This window comes from Candidatus Accumulibacter sp. ACC012, from assembly GCF_907163155.1.
Taxonomy (GTDB): domain Bacteria; phylum Pseudomonadota; class Gammaproteobacteria; order Burkholderiales; family Rhodocyclaceae; genus Accumulibacter; species Accumulibacter delftensis.
In genome coordinates this window covers 39,942-62,178 of sequence record NZ_CAJQUC010000025.1, presented here as the reverse complement: position 1 = coordinate 62,178, position 22,237 = coordinate 39,942, and the positions used below count along the sequence as shown (strand labels likewise).

The following is a 22,237-nucleotide window of genomic DNA, read 5'->3' as shown; positions in this document are numbered from 1 at the left end:
AAGGGAGAAAGTGCATTGAAGACATCCTCATTGCTGAAGCTGATCGGCCTCATCTTGGTGGTCGTTCTGGGCTACGCCGCCTACCGCCTGGGCTGGTCGGTGATCGAGCCGAAGATCGACCAGCGCGTCGCGAAGATCGGCCTGATGCCGAACCAGATCGTCGCCAACGGCCCGCTGCCGGGCGATGTCAGCCTGTACGCGAAGGAGCTGGACTGCCAGCAGAAGATCTCGACGCCGGGCTACTATTCGTCGCTCAACGGCGCGGAGATCTCCGATGCGCAGCGCAGTGGCCTGTTCCCCTGCGCCAGCTTCCTCGGTTCGCGCGACGGCGCGAACACTGTCTACGCCTGGCGCAGCGCTGATGATTACCCGGGCATCTCGTACATCAACAACCGCCAGCCAGGCGAGCTGTACATCGTCGGCGGCGAATATCCGACGCTCGAAGACCCGAACATGGCCGGGCCCTTCGTCGCCAAGGCCGACGCCACCACCGGCAAGCAGCTTTGGCGCACCTATCTGGACAACCTGAACGCGTCTGGCCGCTGGATCGGAAACGCCAACCTGAACATCCTGGCCAACGGCAAGATCGCCTTTTCCTGGTCGAACCAGATCGTGCTGCTCGACCCGGACAGCGGCCTGATCCTGAAGCACAACACCCTGCCCAGTGGCGACGCACCGCCCATGGACACCAACTTCAAGCACATGACCGTCGCGCCCGATGGGACGCTGATCATGAAGGATCAGACACGGCCCAAGGGATGCACGCTACAGGGCACGATGGCGATCATCAAGTGCGCGGCCGAGCAAGGCATGCGGCAGCCGAACTCGCAGCTGGTGGCGGTCAACCCCGATACGCTCGAGGTGCTGGATGACATCCCGCTTCCCGAGCCGGCGTCGTCGCCGCACATCGTGAGCATGTACGAAGGCAGGATCGCGATCTACATTGGCATGGACAAGAGCGCGCGGCGCTATTTCTGGGACCCGGCGACGAAGAAGCTCTCTGCCGACGATTCCTGGGTCATCCATCCAATGCAGGAAGGCCAGACCACTGCCACCGCACCCAGCCTGCTCGGCGACTGGATTGCCTTCCAGCTGAATGGCGCCGGCAGCGAGAAGGTGGCGTCGAGCATCGTTGTCGCCAACCTCAGGGACGCGAACAGGAAGCAGATCATTTTCCCCTTTGGCGAGCTGAAGAAGGGCGAGTGGAGCTTTGCGCCGCCGAAGTGCGGCGCCGACCCCGAGAACAACATGATCTATTCCGCCGACATGGGCGTCGGCAAGGTCGCCGGCATCAAGCTCGACCCGGCCAGCGGCGAACTGAAAGTGGTGTTCGTGCTCGACAACACGACCACCACCTTCCAGCCGCTTTTCGGGCCAGCGAACAAGCGTGTGCTGTTGCTGACGAACATGAAGCGCAACGTCGAGAAGGAGCCGCTGAAGGCCGCGCTGTTCACGGCCAACTACAAGGAGCAGCTGACCTGGCGTGACGCGGCCACCGGCAAGATCATCGCCGAGTCGGACTTTTTCGAGCCGCTGACGATCAACTCGCTGACGCCGCCGGGTTTCGGCGGGCGCGTGTACTTCCCGACTGCGCTCGGCAAGGGCTTTTACGTGTTGCAGGTGATGCCGAAGTCGGCAGCGACGCCGGGCGGCAAGTAGCAGTTCGGAGGGTGCGTGGAGTGCTGCTGGGCGCGACAGGGCTTGCGTCGAGCTGCGCTGGAGCAGCTTCAATTATCTTGGAGAAAACAATGAAGGCATCAATGACAGTGCAGAAAGAGATCGTCGGCCGGCCGGCCGGCGGCAGAAAAACGTGGCTACCGGCGCTGCTGATCGGTACCCTGATCGTCGCCGTGCCGGCGACGCTGAACGCGCGCGACCGAGGATTCAACCAGCCCGGTGCAGCCGGCAACGTCGGGCACGATCCGGGCGTCAACCAGCCCGGAGCGGTCGGCAACGTCGGGCGGGATCCCGGCGTCAATCAGCCTGGCGCGGCGGGTAACGTCGGACGCGATCCGGGCGTTAACCAGCCCGGAGCGGTCGGCAATATCGGGCGGGATCCCGGCGTTAACCAGCCTGGAGCAGCCGGCAATGTTGGCAGAGACCCGGGCGTCAACCAGCCCGGTGCCGTCGGCGATCGCGGCACGAGGCGTCATCGCTGAAACGGGATCATCGGTTCTGTTGGGAGTTCCGGTAAGGCTGTCGCGGTCGTTGCCGCCTCGGTTCGCGGCGAGGGTGTGAGGAGCGTCGTCCGGAAGCACCGCCGCGGAGCGCTCAAGTCTCCAGCTTGAATTGGCAAATCTGAGGATGCGGGTAATGAAAATGCGGCCGCTTCGCAGGAAGCCGCGGCTGCGTCTTCGGCGCAGACCGCAGCCAATGCCTCTGCTGCATCAGCCCAGCAGGCGGCGGCTGCCGCCGATCAGGCCGCGGCGAACGCCAGCCAGACCAAGACGCCACAACAGCGGCTCAAGGAACTGCAGTCGCTGTACGATCAGGGCTTGATCAGCGCCAGCGATTACGAGGCGGCGAAGAAAAAGATCCTCAATCAGCTGACGCAGTAGGGCGCGCGGGCGATACCGGCGCGGCAAGGTCGGGCCATGCCGCTGCCAATTTCTTTGCCATGATGCGGCGATCGCCGAGGCCCGCTTTTTTTTTTGACGAAAGGTACGACGATGAATGCAAGACGGAATTTCGTGGCCGCTGCCGCGCTGGTTGCGGCTGCCCCGCTTGGTGCTTTGCTCAACCCCGCAACTGCGGTGGAGGAAAGCAAGCTTCAGTTGATGTTCGTGCAAAGCGCTGAAAGGCTGAAAGCCGACGACACGACGCTGCGCCTGGTCAACGTCGCGCCACAGACGATCTACTTCTCGGATCGGCCGGTGCGCGTCGCCGGCCATATCACGCTGGCGGCCTATCTTGAAGAGTGGACAGCTGCGGCGGGACCGAACAACTTCAGCGCCGATCCGCCAAATGCCACCCTGTCGGTTTATGAGCCGGGCAAAGAGAACAACACGTTGACCATCGTCGAGATCAGCAAGCCGGTCGTCGACGGCAAGGACCTAGTGTACAGTTATAAGCTTATCGAAGGCACGGTGCCGACGAGCGGTGGCGTGACTGCCTTGTTCATCGACTGGATTGGTCCCGGCGGCGGCGTCGGAGTTGGCTTCCACGGCGTCGGGGTCGGGCGTCGCGGCGTTGGCTGGCGGTAGTTTCGGGTGTGTGGAGGAGCGAGCGGCAGCTGGCCCTTCCGCGGCATCAGTGGTTCGCTCCCGCGCTTGGCGGCCGCTCGCGGCGAAGAAATTGACGGCTATTCAATTGCGGATGGGTGACGATGATGACTTGGCAGCTTGAGATCGGTACAGCGTGCCGCAAGGCGGTGAAGCTGGTTTTGTGCACCGGCGCCCTGGCCGCCGGCCAGGGGATGGCCGGCGGCTTGATTGCCTACGAGGTCGGGACGGCCGACGTCGGTCTGGCGTCGGCCGGCTACGGTGCGCGCGCGCAGGATGCGTCGACGGTGCTCAGCAATCCTGCCGGCATGACGAGGCTGGAGGGGACGCAGTTCCTGGCAGGGGGGCAGTTGCTCTGGGGCAACACCAAGTTCTCGGCCGACACGGGCACCTCACCCGGACTTGGCGGCGACAACGGCGGCTACGCGGTTGGCTCGAATGGCTGGTTCCCCGGTGGCGGCGGTTTTTTGAGCTATAGCGTGTCGCCTGACCTCAAGCTCGGTTTTGCGGTCACCGGCAACTTCGGTGCGCCGTTGAGCTACGACAACGACTGGGTCGGGCGCTACTACGTGCAGGAAACGACGCTGCTCGGAATCTCCCTGCTGCCCTCGATCGCCTACAAGGTAAACGACAAGCTTTCGCTCGGCGCCGGCGTCAATGCCATGTACGGCATCTACACCAACTACGTGGCGATCAACAATCCGGCGCCTGGCCTTGGCGACGGCCGACTGAAGCTGGACGACCGCAGCTGGGGCTGGGGGCTCAACCTTGGCCTGCTCTATGAGATCGATCCGGGCACACGCCTGGGGCTGACCTGGAATTCGCAGATCGATCTGGATTTCAAGGGACCGGCCAAGTTTTCGAACCTCGGCCCCGGTCTGGCCACCATACTGCGCAACCGTGGCACACTGGACGCCGACATCAAGGTCGGGATCAATGTCCCGCAGCAGGCGATGGCCAGCGTGTTTACCCAGGTCAATGATCGCTGGGCGGTGCTCGGCAGCGTTGGCTGGCAGCAGTGGTCCAAGTTCGGCGAGGTGCAGTTGGGCATCTCGGACACCAATGATCCGGTCAGCCTGACGCAGAACCTGAACTTCAAGGATACCTGGCACGTCGCGCTCGGCGCGCAGCACCGCCTGAGCGAACTCTGGCTGCTCAACTTTGGTGTTGCTTACGACTCCGGCATGCAGTCGGGCGACGTCTCGCCGTTGCTGCCGGTAAACTCGGCCTGGCGTTTCGGTGTTGGCGGCGAGCAGCAGCTCAGCAAGACCACCTACTGGGGCATTGCCGCCGAGTACCTGTACGGCGGTAAGCTCGATACCCAGCTGCAGACGACGGCACCGGTGGCGCTTGGCGGGCGCGGAAATGTCGTCGGCTCGTACAACAATACCGACGTTATCTATGTTGCTGCTTACTACAACTGGAAGTTCTTCTAGTGGCCGTAGGGGGGCGGTGTATGTCAGATGAGCGTCGCGCTGCTGGCTCTTGGCGATGACTGATTCCGCCAGCACTTGCCGTACCCCTGCGTCGCAGCCGCTGATGGCTTGCCAGGAATGCGACCTGCTGCAGCGGATTCCGCCACTGCCGATTGGCGGCAAGGCGCTCTGTGCGCGTTGCGGCTACTCCCTGGCCGCGCGGCCGACCGATCCCCTGCAGATACCCCTGGCGCTGAGCCTTACCGCGGCGATCGTCTTCGTCGTTGCCAACGTCACGCCGATGATCGGCTTGTCGGCCGTTGGCCGGCACGCGAGCACGACAATCGTCGGCGGCGCCTGGCAGCTGTGGCACGAGGGCGAGAAGATTGCAGCCGCCATCGTCATGTTCTGCGGGGTCATTGCGCCGGCATTCTTTATGGTCTTGATGCTGGCCGTGTTGATTACCGCGAGGCGCTTGCAGCGCGCACGCCTGCCGCACTGGGTCGGTGAGATCTTGCGCTGGAGTTTGCATATGCAGCCCTGGTCGATGTACGACGTGATGTCGCTGGGGGTTCTCGTGGCCTTGATCAAGATTGCCCAGCTGGCCAGCGTGGACCCCGGCATCGGCATGTATGCGATGGGTCTGCTGGCCGTGCTGGTGCCGGCGATCATGGTCAGCTTCGATGCCCGAGAAATCTGGAAGCTGGTCGACTGGGAGACGGGTAAAGAGGCCTCGACGCAGGCCGTCGATCAGGCGAGCCTTGCCGGGGGAGGGCGATGAGCCTGTCGCTGAGCACAGCTGCGCGCACTGCAGCGCAGATGGGGCTGGTGTCCTGCGAGACCTGCAAGCTCCTGTCGCGGCCTGTGCACCCGGAAGATCCGGGGCATTGTCCTCGCTGTGGTGCCGAACTCGAGTTTCGCCGCGCCTATTCGCTGCAGCGTACCTGGGCGCTGGTGATTGCGGCGGCGGTTTGCTATATCCCGGCGAACATGCTGCCGATGATGGCCACGAGTACTTTCGCCTCGTCGGAGGCCGACACCATCATGGGCGGCGTGGTGTACCTTTTCGCCTCCGGATCGTGGCCGCTGGCCCTGATCGTCCTGATCGCCAGCGTCATGGTGCCACTGGGAAAGCTGGTGGCCCTGGCTTATCTACTAATCAGCGTGCACCGCGGCATGCGCGGCGGTTGTCACCAGCGGGCGCGCCTCTATCGAATGGTCGAACTGATTGGCCGCTGGTCGATGCTTGATGTTTTTGTCGTCACTTTCACCGTGGCTTTGGTGCAACTTGAGCCTCTGATGGTGGTCCGGCCTGGCCCTGCGGTACTGTTCTTTGCGGTGGTTGTGGTGCTGACGATGATTGCCGCCGAGACCTTTGATCCCCGACTGATCTGGGATGCCGCTGGCCCTGTGGAGAACGAGAATGACTGAGCGCAGCACTAGTGATGATGTACTCCCGCAGGCCACCGTTGTGCGCAAGAAACGAACCCGCATTTCGGTGGTGTGGATCATTCCGATCCTTGCCGCGGTGGTCGCCGTCGGCATCGCGGTGCAACGCGTTCTCAGCGAAGGCCCGCTTATCAGCATCGTCTTCAAGAATGCGCAGGGCATCGAAGCCGGCAAGACCGTCGTCAAGTACAAGGACGTCAATATCGGTCAGGTGGCCGCCGTACAACTGTCCGACGATTACAGCAGCGTCACGGTGACCGCCAAGATCGCCAAGAGCGCGGCCGGCCTGATGGTCGAGGACGCGAAATTCTGGGTTGTCGAGCCACGTATCACGCTGAGTGGCGTCTCCGGTCTCGGCACGCTGCTCTCCGGCAACTACATCGGTTTCGAGGCCGGCAAGGCGGACCGCAGCCAGCGCAGCTTCAGCGGACTCGAAGTGCCGCCGATCATCACCGGCGATCAGCCCGGGCGGCAATTCCTGCTCAAGGCCGACAACCTGGGCTCCCTGGGTATCGGTTCGCCGGTCTATTACCGACGCCTGCCAGCCGGCCAGGTGGTCGCCTACGAGCTGACGGAAGATGGCCAGGCGGTCGAGATCAAGGTCTTCGTGAATGCGCCCTACGACAAGTTCGTCAATCCTGGAACACGTTTCTGGAACGCCAGCGGCTTCGATCTGTCGATCGACGCCGATGGTCTGGACGTGCGTACGCAGTCGATGATCGCGCTGATTGCTGGCGGGCTGGCCTTCGAGACGCCACCGTTTTCACCGCAAACGGAACCGGCCGCCGCCGAAGCCGAGTTCATCCTGCACGGCGATCAGGCAACGGCGATGAAGCAGCCGGAGCCGATGGCGAGGCGTTACGTCCTTCATTTCGACGAGTCGCTGCGGGGGCTGTCGGTCGGCGCACCGGTCACTCTGCTCGGGCTGGCAGGCGGCGAAGTCACCAATGTCGGCCTCGACATCGAACCGAAGAGCAAGCGCCTGCGCGGCCGCGTCGAGTTCGTCGTCTATCCCGAGCGCTTGATTGCACAAATGCACGACGCGCAGCCAGTCCGCGGCGAAATGCTGGCGCGCGTCAGTCCCAGACGCGAGGCCTTCTTCGAGCGGATGGTCGAAGACTTCGGCTTGCGAGCCCAGATTCAGAGCGGCAACCTGCTGACCGGGCAGCGTTACATCTCTTTTGATTTCCACCCCGATGCGCCGAAAGCGAAGGTGGACTGGAGCGCGGAAAAGGCGCTTGTGCCGACGATTCCGAGCACCCTGCCGAACTTCGAGGCGAAGATCGGCAGCATTCTCGCCAAGCTCGACAAGCTGCCGTACGAGGCAATCGGCGCCGACACCCGGAAAATGCTGGTAACGTTAAATCAGACGCTGAAGGATGCTGACCAGGCCGTCAAGCGCTTCGATTCGGACGTCACCCCGGAGCTCAAGAAGGTGCTTGACGAGATTCGTCGTGCCACCGCGTCCGCAGACCGGATGATCAAGAATACGGACAAGGGGCTCCTGGCACCGGATTCATCGGGCCAGCAGGAGTTGCGCGAAGCGATGCGTGAAGTCGCCCGTGCGGCACGTTCGCTGCGCGTGCTGACCGACTATCTCGATCGCCATCCCGAAGCCCTGCTTCGCGGCAAGAACTGAGACTGAGGAGAAACCCCGATGCGTTATCGGACTGTCATCGCCTGCCTGCTGCTCGCCATCGTTAGCGCTTGTGCTTCGCCGACGTCACGCTTCTACACTTTGAGCGGCCCGAGCCCAACGGGCGGCAAGGCATCGGGTCCGTCGGTCGCCGTCGGTCCGGTGGCGCTGCCGACGGTGGTCGATCGACCGCAGATCGTCGTGCATGCGGGCGCAAACGAGGTGCGCCTCGACGAATTCAACCGCTGGGCGTCGCCGCTCCCCGAAGACATTACGCGCGTGATCGCGGCAAACCTGGCGCAGGAGCTGGCGACGGAGCGCGTCTGGCCCTATGGCCAGAGCACGCAAACGACGACCGATTACCAGGTCCGTATCGATATCCAGAAGTTCGAATCGACCCTGGGCGATGCGGTGGTGATCGAGGCCATATGGACCGTTCGCCGTGTCGCCGACGACACTTCCAGGAGCGGACGATCGCTGGTACGTGAGGCAACTGCCGGCGGCGATTTCGATGCCCTGGTCGCCGCGCACAGCCGCGCCCTGGCGCGCGTCAGCGGTGAAATTGCGGTCGCGATTCGGACGCCGTGAACGGACTCCTGCGCGCCCTGGGCATCTACGCCGGGCGTTTCGGCAGTGCGCTGATCCGCCACCCGGCGATCATCGTGCTGGTCGGCATGGCGCTGCTCGTGGCGCTCCCGGTACGCGCGGAAGTGGCCGCGCCGGCTGCTCTGGCCCATGCCATCGCCGCCGAGAATTCCCGCCTGTCAGCTCAGATTGCTGAAACGAAGACGGCACTCGAGCGGGCGCGCAGCGATCTCGTGCAGCAGCGCAACAATCAGCAGCAACTCGAGCAACGCATGCAGCGCATCGAGCGGCACGCGCAGGTGCATGCGCTGGGCCAGATTTTTTCGCAGACGGTTATCGAGCAACTGAGCTTGCTGCCCAGTGTCGAGGGTTTCGACGCCGCGCGGCACGCGCGCAAAGAGCTGCTGGAAGCGGCGAGCGATACCAGCCTTAAGGCGGAACATGCGCTGGACGAACTCGCGGACATGGAGACAGCCGTCGTGTTGCGTTTCGGGACGGCGCAGCCAGCGCTCCCGGATACCCTATGGCCGCAGTTCGCGGCCGTCGCGCGGCCGCTACTCCGCCAGCAGCAAGTCCTGCTGACCAGCCTCGACGAGCTGCAGCAGGAATTGGCGCAAGCCTTGCAGGCCAATGATGCCGCCGCTCTCGCGCTGGTGCAGCGAACGCAGGCGGTGCGTACGGAGCTGACCCGGCTGCTCTTCTGGGTGCCCGCGCGGCCAAGCCTGCAAACCATCAGCGAGCTCGCTCCGTCGTGGGCATGGATGACTTCAGCCGCCAACTGGCGCGCGGCAGTTCTTACTCTCGGCGGGCAGCTGGCGTGGCGACCGTTCTGGCCGACGCTGGCCCTGGTGCTTGCCCTCACGCTATTTCTCGCCCGCCAGCGCCTGCAAGCCAAGCTCGTCGCCCTCGCCCCGAGTGCAGCGAATGCCGAGCGCTACTGGATCGGCTACACGGTTACCGCGCTGGCCATCACCCTGGCGCTGGCCTTGCCCGGCCCGCTGCTGTTGTGGACAGCGGCGGATCTGCTGCGGGCGGCCCCCGATGCGCAGCGCTTCGCGCTGGCGCTTGCCGCTGCCCTGGTGGTGAGTGCCAAGCTGCTGCTGGCGCTGTCTGCCTTTGCCGGGCTGCTCGATCGCCGTGGCGTTGCCGGTGGTCACTTTGGCTGGGACGAGTCATTGCTGAGCTTTTCCGGGCAGGCGCTACGCCGCTTCACCCTGATGTTCGTGCCGCTGTTGTTCCTCGTCGCGCTGAACGGACTGGACCATGCGCCGTTTGCGAACCGGGAAAGCCTTGGACGGATGAGCTTCACCCTGGCGATGCTCGTTTTCGCGCTTTTCCTGGGTCGCCTGCTGCGCCGCCGGAGCCCCCTGATCCAGCGCCTGTACGCGCGCGCACCGCGTAGTTGGGCGGTTCGGCTCTATGCCCTCTGGTTCGGCGCTGCGCTGGCTGTGCCATTGGCGATCGCCGGGCTCAGTGCCGCCGGTTACTCGGTCGCCGCGGCCTATTTCTTTGGCCATACCCTGATGTCGTTGTTCATGGTCCTTGGCGCGGTGGCGCTCTACGGTCTGATTGCGCTATGGGTGCAGGTCGAGCGCCGACGCCTGCGCCGTCGCCAGGCTCTGGAGGCCTTGCGACTGGCCCGGGAGGCAGCGGTGGAGGGCGACGAGGATGGGAGCGAGGTGGCCGAGCCGCCGATAACCAGGCTCGACATCGCCGCAATCAGCGAGCAGACGCGATCCTTGCTCGACCTGTTCATCACGCTGTTGCTGCTTGGCGGCATCTGGTGGGTGTGGAAAGGTGGCCTGCCGGCGCTGTCGGTGATCATCGACTATCCCTTGTGGACCTACCATGCCACGGTAGACGGTCAGAGCACGACGCTGCCGCTGACCGTCGGTAAGCTGTTCCTGGCGATCGTCGTTGCCGTGGTCACTGCGGTCGCCGTGCGCAATGTCGGCGCTCTGCTCGACATCGTCCTGCTGCAGCGCTTCGAGGTTCAGGCCGACGCCACCTACGCCATCAAGGTCATCACCCGCTATGCGCTCGCCGCCGTCGGCATGGTCAGCGCCTTCAGCATCCTCGGCATCGCCTGGGACGACGTGCACTGGCTGATCGCCGCCATGGGCGTTGGCCTGGGCTTCGGCCTGCAGGAGATTGTCGCCAATTTCGTCTCCGGGCTGATCGTTCTCGCCGAGCGTCCGATCCGCATCGGTGACATCGTTACCGTTGGTGATGTCACCGGCACTGTCGCACGCATCCGCGCGCGTGCCACCGCGGTGCTCGATTTCGACGGCAAGGAAGTGATCATCCCGAACAAGGCCTTCATCACGGGCAGCGTCGTCAACTGGACGCTCTCCAACCAGACCACCCGGCTGCTGCTCAAGGTCGGCGTCGCCTACGGGAGTGACATCGCGCTCGTCCAGCGGCTGCTGCTGGAGGTGGTGCAGGGCAACGCCGACGTGCTGCAGGAGCCGTCGCCGTCGGTGTATTTCATGGACTTTGGCGACAGCTCACTCGACTTCGAGGTCCGCGCGTTCGTTGGTTCCTTCGACAAGCGGCTGCGCGTAACGCACGAACTCAACTTCGCCATCGACGCGGTGCTGAGCGAGAATGGTATCGAGATTCCGTTCCCGCAGCGCGATCTGCACCTTCGCTCGGGGCCTGCGCTCGTCGGCGGCCAGGGCAGCGTCCCGGCTCAGGGCGATGCTGCCACTGCACCACCGGCAGGGCCGCCATCGCCGGCAGCGAGTGCGCTGCCATGATGTTCGTGATGCGCCGGCAGCCCCCTTTCTTCAGAGTGATGGGCATACTCGCACGCCTTTTACCGGCATCCCGGCGTCGCTTCTCTGCCCAGCCTGGTCGCGCCCTCCGCGCGCTGCTTGCCGCTGCCGGGCAGATTGTCGGCACGCTCTTCCTATCCTCCTTTGCGCAGGCGCAGGACATGGAGCCGCGCTCCTACTCCAACGCGCCGATCGGCCTGAATTTCCTGATCGCGGGCTACGGGTATACCCGCGGCGGCCTGGCTTTCGACAGTTCCCTGGCGGTGACCGATCCGCAGCTGACGACTTCCAGTGCAATCCTCGCCTATGGGCGGGTGCTCGACTTCTTCGGCCAGTCGGCCAAGCTCAACATCATCGTCCCTTACACCGAACTGAGCGGAAATGCCAATTTCGCAGGGGAGGTGCTCCGCCGCGACGTCTCCGGTTTCGCCGATCCGGTGCTCAAGTTGTCGGTCAACGTCTTCGGCGCACCGGCACTTTCGCTGCGCGAGTTTGCCGCCTACGAGCAGGACCTGATCGTCGGTGCGAGCCTGCGCGTGAGCCCGCCGCTGGGCCAGTACGACAACAGCAAAGCAGTCAATCTCGGCAGCAACCGTTGGTCATTCAAGCCCGAACTGGGGCTCTCCAAAGCGCTCGGGCGGTGGACGCTGGAGGGTACGGCGGCGGCAACCCTGTTCACCGACAACAAGGACTTCTTCAACGGCAACAAGCGTTCGCAGGAAGCGCTCTATTCGCTGGAGGGGCACTTGATCCACAGCTTTAGCGGGGGTATCTGGGCCTCGCTCGACGCCACCTATTTCGCCGGCGGCCGTACGACGCTCGACGGCACGCTGGGCAGCGATCTGCAGCAGAACTGGCGCTTTGGCGCCACCCTCGCATTTCCGGTGACTATTCACCACTCGATCAAGCTCTACGGTAGCAGTGGCGTTTCAGCCCGCACCGGCAACAACTTCGATCTGCTCGGGCTCGCCTGGCAGTATCGCTGGGGCGCCGGCTTATGACTTGCTTGTGCCAGGTCGCTGTCATGCAGCAGGACCCCAGCCATCGCTCTTCCCGTCCATTTTTCGTTCATCCCCCGCGACGGTGGTACGCATCATGACCGTCAGCAGAAAACAAGCAGGCAGAAATGACCAAGATTGAGCAGCTACGTCTCAGTGGACAGCTTCCCAGCCCGAAAGGGGTGGCCTTGGCGGTCATGGATATTTGCCGGCGCGACGATGCGACGCTGGATGCGGTGGCCAAGATCGTGCAGAGCGATCCGGCCCTGTCGAGTCGCCTGCTGCGCCTGGCCAATGCCGCAGCCGCCGGCGGCCGGCCAGTGGCCTCGATCAGGGAGGCAGTGTTGCAGTTGGGCATGTCCACTGTGCGCCAACTGGCGATGGGTTTTTCCCTGGTCGATCAATACCTGCGTGGCAGCTGCCCGGCGTTCGACTATCCCGGCTTCTGGTCGCATTCATTGTTCATGGCCGTCGCCAGCCAGGAGTTGGGCCGACTGGTGCGTACCGCTCCACTTGAGGAATTGTTCGCCTGCGGCCTGATGGCGCAGATTGGTCGCCTGGCTCTGGCCACCGCCTACCCCGGCGATTATGGCGCCGTCCTCGCCGAGCCGAGCGAAGGCCTGGCACTTCTGGAACGGGAACGCGAGCACCTGGGCGTCGATCACACGGAATTCACCGCCGGCATAATGGCCGATTGCGGCATCCCCAAGGCACTCGCCGAGCCGGTCCGCTATCACGAGATTCCGCAGAGCTCTGGCTTTGCCGAGGGCTCGCGGCCTTACCAACTGGTTCATCTGCTCTTCCACGCACGGCGAATGGCAGATCTCGGCAGCTCGCCAGTCGCCGAGCGCCAGCGCAGCATCTCGGAACTCATGCTCCTGGGCGGCAAGATCGGTCTCGATGCGACGGCCTTGGGAGACGTCTTCGACCGGGTGGTCACGCAGTGGCATGCCTGGGCCGAGCTTCTCAAGGTGCCGGCGGTCCAATTGCCGTCGTTCAGCGCCATGAGTAGCGCTCCGGTTCCCCGGCCGGAAGAGGAGCCCGCCAAGACGCGCACCGGCAAGGTGGTTCTGCTGGTTGATGACGATCCAACCGGGCGCATGGTGACGCAGGGTTTGCTGGACCACTTGCTCGGCTGTACGGTTCACACCGCCGAGAACGGCAAGGAGGCGCTGGCCTTGGCGCTGGAGGTGATGCCCCAGATCGTGATTACTGACTGGCGCATGCCGGTCATGGACGGGCTCGAGTTCTGCCGGGCGCTGCGCGCGACCGACTGGGGCCAGTCGATGTATGTGGTGATGCTCACCGGCGAGGAAGACGACGAGAAGATCATCGAGGCCTTCGAGGCGGGAGTCGACGATTACCTGACCAAGCCGATACATGTGCGGGCTCTGAGCGCGCGCATGCGGGCGGCCCTGCACTACGTGAAACTGCTCGAGGCCTGGGAGAGCGATAGAGCGCAACTCAAACAGTTTGCCGCCGAGTTGGCGATCAGCAACCGTCGCCTCGAACACAGCGCAATGACCGACATGCTCACCGAGTTGCCGAACCGGCGCTCGGGCATGGAGGCGCTCGCCCGCTTCTGGAGCTCGTCGCGGCGCACGGGTCGCTCAGTGGCCGCGCTGATGATCGACGTCGACCATTTCAAGCCGATCAACGACCGTTACGGTCATGCCGTCGGTGATCGCGTTTTGCAGTGCGTGGCCACGGCTATCAAGGCCGCAGCCCGCAAGGACGACAGCGTCAGTCGGATCGGCGGCGAAGAGTTCCTGCTGGTCTGCCACGACGCCGACGCCAGGACTGCACTACTGGCCGCCGAGCGCCTGCGCCGGATGATCAAGGCGCTCACCATCAACGTTTCCGGAGTGGACATCCAGGCCACGGTCAGTATCGGAGTGGCGAGCATCGAAGCCAGCATGCAAATGGAAGATGAGATGCTCAGTGCTGCCGACAAGGCCCTCTACGTCGCCAAGAACGCTGGCCGGGACCGGGTGGCGCTCTTCGCCAACGGCAAGGCTATTTGCCGCTGACAGACGGGGGCTTCGGCTATACCCGCCGCCGCCCGCTCACAAAAACGATTTGCCCTGATCAAGAACCATGTCGCAGATCTGCTTGGTGGCCTGTTTCTTCAGGCCGCCGCCGCTGAGATCGAGCGTGCTGCCGTCGCTGCTGCTCAAAATGCCTTTCTTGCCGCTCTTGTAATCACTGTCCGATGAGGATGAGCCGCCGGGGAGCTTGCTGGTCAGGGAATTCTTGACCTCCGCCGCCTTGTCGCCACTGAGATAATTGTTCTTGATGCAGAACTCCAGCAGGCCGGCGACATTGCCGGCGCTGCCCGAGGTGACGGACTGCACCGACAGTGCTCCACCCAGATCACCGAGGCCCCCGAGGCTACCGGATGCACCGGATGCTGCACTCCCCCCCTGTTTGATCAGGTCGCCAAGCTGCGCCTGCGTTGCCGAGAAAGGCAGGAAAGCGGCGATCAGGATCGCGGCGGCGGTGCGGTAAGCGTTGCGTACACTCATGATCGGACTCCGTTATGTGGTTGTGGAAAAATGCATCGCTGCAAAGCAGCGTATTGCTGCCGCGCGGCCAATCCTTGCCGGACGCTGCTCTTGATGCGCCTTAGGCGATTGCCGGAAAAGAACGTACCAGATTGCGCCGGATTTTCGGTCGGCTTCAAGGCGCGACAACAGGCGCATAGTCGGACCATGTAACTGTTGTCGTAACACAGAAGACGGGCGAAAAGACAAGCAAGATGGTATGTTCTTTGACAGAAATCGCCTTAGTCCGCAGGGCTGGTGTCGCCGTGGCGCCCGGCCAGGAAGGCCTGCGCTTCCTCGCGGCGCTCGAAGATGTGCGGCGCGATGCTGCGCGCGGCGAAGGCCTCGCCGAGTTTGGCGCGTAGAAAGGCGCTGGTGGCGTAGCGCGTGATCTGACTGAAATAGTTGTCCAGGAAGTAGCGGTCCATTTCGGCGTAGGCGTCGTACATGTCCTGGTTGATGCGAAAGCGGTCGTAGTTGATGATCACGCCGACCCGCTGCCCGGCTGCCCGGCAGCGCAGCTCGCAAATATCCCAGATAGCCTTCACGTCTTCCTCGACGCGCACATGCATACCCTCGAAGTTGAGGAATAGAATGTTGCGCTCCGGATCGTAGATGACCCGTTCCGGCAGGGAGAGATTGAGCAGTTCGACCTCCAGCCCCATCGGATTGGCATTGAAGATGCGCGCATCCATCACCCCGTATTCGCCGATGATCGGTTCGAAATCCATGTTTGCCAGAATATCCCGATCGACGTCGATGCCGGGCGCCACCTCGATCAGCGCCAGTCCGCCCCGCACCCGCCGGAAGACGCAGCGTTCGGTGACGTAGTAGACCGGCTTGCCACGATCGTAGGCGTACTGGCCATTGAAGGTGATCTGCTCGACCTGCTGGAGGAACTTCCGCTGCTGACCCTCCTGAACGATGTGCAGTTTGCCGTCCTTGACCTCGACTTCGAGACCCTTGCCGGTGAAGGTGCCGACGAAGACCACCAGGCGGGCGTTCTGGCTGATGTTGATGAAGCCGCCGGCGCCGGTCAGACGACCGCCGAAGCGGCTGACGTTGACGTTGCCAGCGGCGTCGCATTCGGCCATGCCGAGACAGGCCATGTCGAGGCCGCCACCGTCGTAGAAATCGAACTGCTGGTTCTCGTCGATCACCGCGTCCATGTTGACCCCGGTCCCGAAGTTTCCCCCGCTCGAGGGAATGCCACCGATCAGGCCCGATTCCACGGTCAGCGTCAGCAGGTGCGAGATGCGCTCCTCGTTGGCGACCGCCGCCACTCCTTCGGGCATGCCGACGCCGAGGTTGATGATTCCGTTCGGCGGCAGTTCGAAGGCCGCACGGCGGGCGATGATCTTGCGCTCGGTGAGTGGTGTCGACACCACGCTGGCCGCGGGAACGCGAAATTCGCCGGCATAGGCGGCGTTGTACTGCGTCGCCAGCGTCTGCATGTGCTGGGCCGGTTCGGCGACGACCACGCAGTCCACCAGAATCCCCGGAATCTTGACCTGCCGCGGCGGCAGACCGCTGCGTTCGGCGATTCGCTCGACCTGGGCGATGACGATGCCGTTACTGTTCTTGGCGGCCATGGCCATGGCCAGGTTGTTGAGCGTCAGCGCCTCACGTTCCATGGTGATATTGCCGAAGGTGTCGGCGGTGGTGCCACGTATGAAAGCAACATTGACTTCGCCGACCTTGTAGAACAGCCATTCTTCATCATCGACTTCGACCAGACTGACGATGTCCTTGGTGGTCGCGGCATTGATGCGGCTGCCGCCGTAGCGCGGATCGACGAAGGTGTGCAGTCCGACCTTCGAAAAGGACCCCGGCTTGCCGGCGGCGAGGTCGCGGAACAACTGACAGATGATGCCTTGCGGCAGGTTGTAGGCCTGGATGCGGTTGTCGAGAGCCAGCTGCGCGACTTTCGGCATGCGCCCCCAGTGACCCGCCACCACCCGGCGCAGCAAGCCTTCGTGGCCGAGGTGGTTGAGCCCCAGCGTTTTGCCGTCGCCCTGGCCGGCGGCAGCGAACAAGGTCAGGTTGTTTGGCGAGCCAGTAGCGACGAAGCGTCGCTCCAGCGCCGACAGCAGTGCCTCGGCGAAGCCGGTCTGCACGAAGCCGGTGCTGGCCAGGGTATCGCCGTCCCGGATCAGGGCAATCGCCTCGTCGGCAGTAACGATCTTGCTGCGCATGCTGTTTTCCTCCCACGGATGTATTTGTTCTCGCGCCAGGGGAGCGACCGAGCGATGAACGGCAGCATCATCGCGAAGCTCCGAGCGGGGTTTTCAGCGCTCCCAATGCGAGCAAGCTTACCCGCTTGACGGATCGAGTCTACATCTATTGGTGAATTGGAAAGTCGGCGCGCGCGGGCGCAGCTTGCTCTAAGTGTGATCGAAGGCGAAATCCTGTCAGGGAACAGCTAACGCGGCAGGCAAGCCTCGCCGCCGGAAAGTAGGCGACATCCGCTCGGTACGGACGACGCCAGCTTCGCACGCCTGCAGCCCATCGTCGATCGCATGGTGCGAGGCGTGAGCGGATCCGGCGACATCGCTGATCGCTGACTTTGACAAAGAAAAGTGGTCAGCGCGCGCGGCCTTACGGTTGATGCGCCGCGCTGAGCGGGGCGACGCAGGAGGGGTTCGCCCAGACTCAGCGGCGCAGGTCCGCGTCTGTGATCACGCCAGCCTTCAGCAATGCGGGAACAAAGAAGCTTTTCGCAATTCGGGCAAAGCCTTTCCTGCTGGGGTGAATTTCGTCCCGCCATAGCTTTTGCGACCCTTTGCGATTCCTGCACAGCACCGGCTCCAGCGATTTCCTTGTATCAATGACGTGAAATTCGTTGGTCTCATCGGCGATTCTCTCCAGCCGCCCATGGAAGCCATCAAGCAGCTTGGCGACTATCGCCTGCTGAAGCGAGCAATCGGTGATTCCGAGCGGTACCATGTAACGGTGTATCCATGGTCCGGAAATCCTCCAGGCAAGAACTTTGTGTCCCTCGTCGCGTGGCGTCAGATAGCTGTAGGTGTGAATGAAGATCGGCATTTCCCGGTTGATCGGTGATTGGTCGCGCAGACCGATGATCTGTCGTAGGCGCTCGTCGAGTACCGCGAACATCTGTTCAACGGCCTCCTGATTCAAGTAATGATCGGGGTTGGTGCTTGCCGGATCAGCGGGCGCATTCAACAATCCCCTGATCTCTGGTCCGATCACGTCGTTGCCGCCCACACTGAGCAGCAGCGCATCCCATTTCTGGCCAAACCGCTCACTCGCGAGGAGAGTCTTTATTTTCTTGAACTGCAGTCCGGCAGTCAGTTCTTCGAGGGTGTCTCCGGGATCGGCGAGGCACAGAAAGGAGGCGTCTAGCAATGCTTCGAGTTGCAGGGGGATATGGGCGATCGACGGAATCGAGAACCACGAATCTCCTTCGCACAATAGTCGCTTCTTCAGGATGTGCGACGGTGACTCGGCCCAATAACTGTCGGTATCTGTAAACAACGCCATGTTGATCTCCGTTTCGCAAACGCGATGAAGTGATTTCTGACAAGCTTGGCCCCTTGAGAAGCAGGCAACGCGTATTGGGCGCAAGAAGAGTTTTTGGAAGGCGAGCCATCACCCAGGGGGGCTTGCGTGCGCTACCGGGTTTGTGGCACCTGCCGCGGCGGATGGCTGCGCGGTGGCAACAGGTGGCACGGGTTGCCGAGGTGGGAAAACGTAGTCAGGCCACAACTTCAGCTTCCGTTTCGTACCGATTTCGGCTACCCGGTCGGTAAGCATGGTTGCCGCCATGTGGTAGAGAGAGGGACTGATGGCGCCCTTCACCTGATAATAGGCTTTCCAGGCGACGGATGGGTTTTCTTCAGCCTCTTCGCTGTCGGTTAGAAAATAGCTGTGGCCGACGCTTCTCGACTTGCCGCCCTCGGTCTTGGTGTCGAACTGTTCATTGAACTGGTCGCAGTCAATGGCGTGAACGTTGTCGCGCGTCTTGCGCAGGCTTTCCGGTCCGTAATCGCCGAGCCTTGCGGTCATTTCGATGGCACCACGGAACCCATCGCGGAAGGTATTCGCGACGATACTCTCTTCGAGCTTCCGGTCGTCGGACGCGTGGTAGACGATCACCTTGCGAGCGGCGAGGGTGATCGCATAGCCGGGCTGACCACGTTCTAGAGCGGTGTTCGGAATATCCGCACCGGTCAGGAATATGTTCCGGCAAAGCAGCGGAACGCCGCCGCCGCCGATGCTGTTTCCCCAAGCGTTGAGGACATTCATCAGCACGCGGTTGCCCATCGAGTGGGCAAGCATATGAATTCGCATCTGACAGGCTTCTGCGTTCGCGGGCAAGTGCGCTTGCCGGAAAACGAAGCGGGACAGCAAGCGACCGAACACCGGTCCCGACATGTCCGCGGCGTCCTGATCGTTCCAGTATTTCAGTGCGCGAACTTGTTGTTCGGCATTTTGTGGATCGGCGGTGCAGGGCCAGATGAGGGTCACTACCTCGAACCTCTTGTCGGCAATCCTGTCGAGCAGCGTCTGCAGCGAAAAGCCTTTGCCGAGAGCTTTTGACATGGATGTGTTATAGCCATGGATATAGAGCAGAACATTTTTTCTGCCCATTTTTCCTCTTTCGGCAAGACTCGCGAAGAAACCATCGCTCATCACTTCCGTGATCTCACCATTCGCGTCGGCACGACAATAGAACAGGCTGTTGGTAGCGTGAACGAATTCGTCCTCGAATTTGAGCTGGCGATTGGCTTCCGATACCAGCGGGTTTTCGCCTGACGGTACTCGATTGGTAACGAATAACATGTGCACCCTCCTCACTTGAAATTGACTGAATGCTGGGAAACGGAAGGCAACGCTGCCTGGGGAGACGCAAAACTCAACGCACCTGCTCCTGGCAAGCGCGTATACAATCGCACGTGTCCCACGCAAACCGGGGGCAAGTGACGAACCAGTCCAAGCACGAGATGCGATTGATCGTACGAGCGCACGAAAATCGACGTCAGGAACAACCAGTCAAGGCGTTAGGGAAACGCTGATTTAATCGCCACATATACCCATGGTATAATTCACCTATCAATCCTGCGCGAGCCACCCCCCGATGAAGCAGATCAGTTTTTCCCAGGCCGAGTTTCAACGTAAGAAGCGACGGACGCGACGCGAGGTGTTTCTTGCCGAGATGGAGCAGATCATGCCGTGGGAGGAGTTGTTCGCGGTGGTCGAGCCGCACTACCCGAAGGGCAAGCGAGGCCGGCCGCCGATAGGACTGGAGCGGATGCTGCGGGTGTACTTCGTACAGCAGTGGAATGGTCTATCGGATGAAGGCGTCGAAGACGCCATTACCGACAGCCAAGCACTACGGGCCTTTGTCGGAATCGACCTGTCCAGAGAGGCCGCACCGGATGCGACCACCGTGCTGCAGTTCCGGCGCCTGCTGGAGCAACATGACTTGACGAAGAAGCTGTTCGACGCGGTCAACGCCGGGCTGTCCGCAGCGGGCCTCATGATGCGCGAAGGCACCATCGCCGACGCGACGATCATCGCCGCCCCGCCGTCGGTCAAGAACGAAGCCAACGCCCGTGACCCGGACATGCACCAGACCAAGAAAGGCAATCAGTGGCACTTCGGCATGAAGGCCCACATTGGCGTCGATGCCGAGAGCGGGCTGGTGCACACCGTCGTCGGAACGGCGGCGAACGAGGCGGACGTCACGCAAACCGAGCATCTGCTGCACGGAGAAGAGAAGGACGTCTTCCTGGATGCAGGTTATGTCGGCGCCGACAAGCGGGAAGAACTGAAGGACCGGGACGTCAACTGGGAGATTGCCATGAAGCGCGGCAAGCTCAAAGCCGTCTCGGAAGAGAGCGGGTTCGGTCAGTTGCTGCGCAAACTGGAATCGCTGAAAGCCAGCATCCGATCCAAAGTCGAGCACCCTTTCCACATCGTGAAGAACCTCTTCCACTACAAGAAGGTGCGCTACAAGGGGCTGGAAAAGAACACGGCTCAGCTGCACACGCTGTTCGCTCTGGCCAATTTGATGATTGCGAAGCGAAAGCTATTGGCGCTCAACAGCCAAGTTGCGTCCTGAGTAGGACGAAAGGCCCGGGAATGGGCCGAAAAAGGTCGAAAACCGCGAAATTTTTGGCAGTTTGACCAAAATCGCGACGGGATTCAAAAAAAACCGCTGCCGAGCGGCTAGGTAACGCATCGGCGGCTAATTGATCAGCGCTTCCCTAGGTTCATCTTGTTATCGCCTGGCTGGTTCGAATGGCCATTAACTGAACGGTGAGATTATGCAAAGAGTGCCCAAATGCCAAATCAAATTAATTAATCGTAGAGAATTTTTGCGCCCGGCAGTCGCGCACTCGGCAGGAAAGTAACAAGTAACCGTTCACTCCCTCTTGAGAAAAGCCGCCACGGCCATGATTTTGGCGCATAAGTTTTTTCATTGACGAGCACACGCTAGCCACGACGGGATGCGCCTGAGTAAGCATGACCTTTTCCAGATGGGCGGCGAGTGGCTGAAGAATCTGCCGGCGGAGCTATTGCTGGAAGTGTCGAAGCGACTGCTGCACGACGTGAAGGAGTTGCAGGGTCAGGTGAATCAAAACCCGGGCAATAGCTCGCGGCTGCCGAAACGGCAGTGGGTTCGGCGCCAGCGCAAGAGTCCACGCCGCCCGTAACCGAACGCCCATCGCCCCGAAAGGCTTCGCACAACGTTGCCCGGTTGCTTCCTCGGCATGCCAGCCAACAACAATGGCCTCGGCTGTGCCTCAGCGAGCGCCGGTGAGGCGGATTTGTGAAAACAACCGACAATAGGCGCTGCCCAGATGAGCGTTCCGCAGGTGATATGGCACGACGAGCAGTTGATCCCGTTGCCGACGCGCGGCGCTGCGAATGGCTTACTTCGGAACGAATTCGACCAGCTCGGTCTGCTCCCGCGTGAAAGCGCCGCCGCGCGGTCTGTAACTGGTGTAAGTGAACTTCACGTAGTGACCGACCTTGGGCGAGTACCACAATCTTTCCTCGAAGCGACCGGTCTTGCCGGCGGTCGACGTGATATCGAATACGCGCTGCCATGTGCCGTCACAATCGACGCGAAAGGCGTCGAAAGTTCCCGCGGGGACGGTCACCGATTCGATTCCCTTGACTTCGCAGTCGGCCGTCAAGTGACCGTCACCCTTGTTCCAGGGGCGCTTTGCATAGCTGTTCCTGTCGCCGACGCGCAGCGGGAAGGCCAGCGCACCGGTACAATTTTCTTCGTCGCTGTCGCGCATTTTCCGGCAGCTAGCCAGGCTGCGACCGTGATAAAAGGTCTTCGCCTCGGCATTTGGCGCCGATTTGCCACGATATACCAGGTGGTCGGGCTGGATCTCGACGAGTTCCCGCTCGTACGTCTCGAGTTCACTGTTGTTCCACAGGTCGATTTTCCTGAATTTCCATACGTCGCCGACCTTGGGCGCCGGCAGTTCGGCGACTGCCGGCGTTTCGGCGGCGGCGGTGAGCGGGAAGAAGGCGGCCGATACCAGGCTGCATACGAACGGGCGGGCTCTGAACATCGCAAGACTCCTTTACAAACATGCAAAAAGTATGCGCATGTCACGATCGCTTGC

At 62.2% G+C, this 22,237-nt stretch carries 19 protein-coding genes; 14 read left to right on the top strand and 5 right to left on the bottom strand.

Features of this window, described 5'->3' with window-relative positions:
• Positions 1-15: 15 nt before the first annotated feature.
• The 12 genes from QZ648_RS23790 to QZ648_RS23735 all read left to right on the top strand — a co-directional run bounded on the left by QZ648_RS23790 (position 16) and on the right by QZ648_RS23735 (position 14,111).
• Positions 16-1,659, top strand: a complete 1,644-nt coding sequence (locus tag QZ648_RS23790; protein WP_291998477.1) for a hypothetical protein — start codon at positions 16-18, stop codon at positions 1,657-1,659.
• 101 nt (positions 1,660-1,760) lie between these two features.
• On the top strand, positions 1,761-2,159 hold the full coding sequence (locus tag QZ648_RS23785; RefSeq protein ID WP_291998476.1) for a hypothetical protein: 399 nt from the start codon (positions 1,761-1,763) through the stop codon (positions 2,157-2,159).
• 129 nt (positions 2,160-2,288) lie between these two features.
• Positions 2,289-2,558 carry an SHOCT domain-containing protein gene (locus QZ648_RS25220; RefSeq protein ID WP_366144239.1) on the top strand — a complete coding sequence of 90 codons (270 nt, stop codon included), beginning with the start codon at positions 2,289-2,291 and terminating at the stop codon, positions 2,556-2,558.
• A gap of 111 nt (positions 2,559-2,669) precedes the next feature.
• Entirely contained in the window at positions 2,670-3,203 is a 534-nt protein-coding gene (locus tag QZ648_RS23775; RefSeq protein WP_291998475.1) for a hypothetical protein, read from the top strand.
• Positions 3,204-3,325: 122 nt separating this feature from the next.
• Positions 3,326-4,657: an outer membrane protein transport protein gene (locus tag QZ648_RS23770; protein ID WP_291998474.1), complete on the top strand. Its 1,332-nt coding sequence runs from the start codon at positions 3,326-3,328 to the stop codon at positions 4,655-4,657.
• 55 nt (positions 4,658-4,712) lie between these two features.
• Positions 4,713-5,417, top strand: coding sequence for a paraquat-inducible protein A (locus tag QZ648_RS23765; RefSeq protein WP_291998473.1), 705 nt, complete (start codon positions 4,713-4,715; stop codon positions 5,415-5,417).
• The gene (locus QZ648_RS23760) at positions 5,414-6,067 is read left to right on the top strand and encodes a paraquat-inducible protein A (protein WP_291998472.1); all 654 of its coding nucleotides are present in this window, start codon (positions 5,414-5,416) and stop codon (positions 6,065-6,067) included. Before QZ648_RS23765 ends, QZ648_RS23760 begins: the two co-directional genes overlap by 4 nt.
• Positions 6,060-7,724: an MlaD family protein gene (locus QZ648_RS23755; RefSeq protein WP_291998471.1), complete on the top strand. Its 1,665-nt coding sequence runs from the start codon at positions 6,060-6,062 to the stop codon at positions 7,722-7,724. Before QZ648_RS23760 ends, QZ648_RS23755 begins: the two co-directional genes overlap by 8 nt.
• Before the next feature lie 18 nt (positions 7,725-7,742).
• A complete protein-coding gene (locus tag QZ648_RS23750; RefSeq protein ID WP_291998470.1) occupies positions 7,743-8,309 on the top strand; it encodes a PqiC family protein in 567 nt (188 codons plus the stop codon).
• Positions 8,306-11,065, top strand: a complete 2,760-nt coding sequence (locus QZ648_RS23745) for a mechanosensitive ion channel domain-containing protein (protein ID WP_291998469.1) — start codon at positions 8,306-8,308, stop codon at positions 11,063-11,065. Before QZ648_RS23750 ends, QZ648_RS23745 begins: the two co-directional genes overlap by 4 nt.
• On the top strand, positions 11,062-12,084 hold the full coding sequence (locus tag QZ648_RS23740) for a transporter (RefSeq protein WP_291998468.1): 1,023 nt from the start codon (positions 11,062-11,064) through the stop codon (positions 12,082-12,084). The genes QZ648_RS23745 and QZ648_RS23740 overlap by 4 nt, the downstream gene beginning before the upstream one ends.
• Positions 12,085-12,209: 125 nt before the next feature.
• Positions 12,210-14,111, top strand: a complete 1,902-nt coding sequence (locus QZ648_RS23735) for a diguanylate cyclase (RefSeq protein ID WP_291998467.1) — start codon at positions 12,210-12,212, stop codon at positions 14,109-14,111.
• Positions 14,112-14,147: 36 nt separating this feature from the next.
• Here QZ648_RS23735 and QZ648_RS23730 read toward each other — a convergent pair whose 3' ends face one another.
• The 4 genes from QZ648_RS23730 to QZ648_RS23715 all read right to left on the bottom strand — a co-directional run bounded on the left by QZ648_RS23730 (position 14,148) and on the right by QZ648_RS23715 (position 19,430).
• A complete protein-coding gene (locus QZ648_RS23730; protein WP_291998466.1) occupies positions 14,148-14,606 on the bottom strand; it encodes a DUF2501 domain-containing protein in 459 nt (152 codons plus the stop codon).
• Between the two features lie 260 nt (positions 14,607-14,866).
• Entirely contained in the window at positions 14,867-16,819 is a 1,953-nt protein-coding gene (locus QZ648_RS23725; protein ID WP_169065987.1) for a malonate decarboxylase subunit alpha, read from the bottom strand.
• A gap of 457 nt (positions 16,820-17,276) precedes the next feature.
• On the bottom strand, positions 17,277-18,128 hold the full coding sequence (locus QZ648_RS23720; RefSeq protein ID WP_291998465.1) for a hypothetical protein: 852 nt from the start codon (positions 18,126-18,128) through the stop codon (positions 17,277-17,279).
• Between the two features lie 108 nt (positions 18,129-18,236).
• Positions 18,237-19,430 carry an alpha/beta hydrolase gene (locus QZ648_RS23715; protein WP_291998464.1) on the bottom strand — a complete coding sequence of 398 codons (1,194 nt, stop codon included), beginning with the start codon at positions 19,428-19,430 and terminating at the stop codon, positions 18,237-18,239.
• A 295-nt stretch (positions 19,431-19,725) separates the two neighbouring features.
• Between QZ648_RS23715 and QZ648_RS23710 the strand changes: the two genes are divergently transcribed.
• Both QZ648_RS23710 and QZ648_RS23705 read left to right on the top strand, forming a co-directional pair.
• On the top strand, positions 19,726-20,712 hold the full coding sequence (locus QZ648_RS23710; RefSeq protein ID WP_291996762.1) for an IS5 family transposase: 987 nt from the start codon (positions 19,726-19,728) through the stop codon (positions 20,710-20,712).
• A 388-nt stretch (positions 20,713-21,100) separates the two neighbouring features.
• Positions 21,101-21,307, top strand: coding sequence for a hypothetical protein (locus QZ648_RS23705; protein WP_248595289.1), 207 nt, complete (start codon positions 21,101-21,103; stop codon positions 21,305-21,307).
• Between the two features lie 219 nt (positions 21,308-21,526).
• On the opposite strand, the gene QZ648_RS23700 is transcribed toward QZ648_RS23705, so the two are convergent.
• Positions 21,527-22,183: a hypothetical protein gene (locus QZ648_RS23700; protein WP_291998463.1), complete on the bottom strand. Its 657-nt coding sequence runs from the start codon at positions 22,181-22,183 to the stop codon at positions 21,527-21,529.
• Between the last annotated feature and the right edge of the window lie 54 nt (positions 22,184-22,237).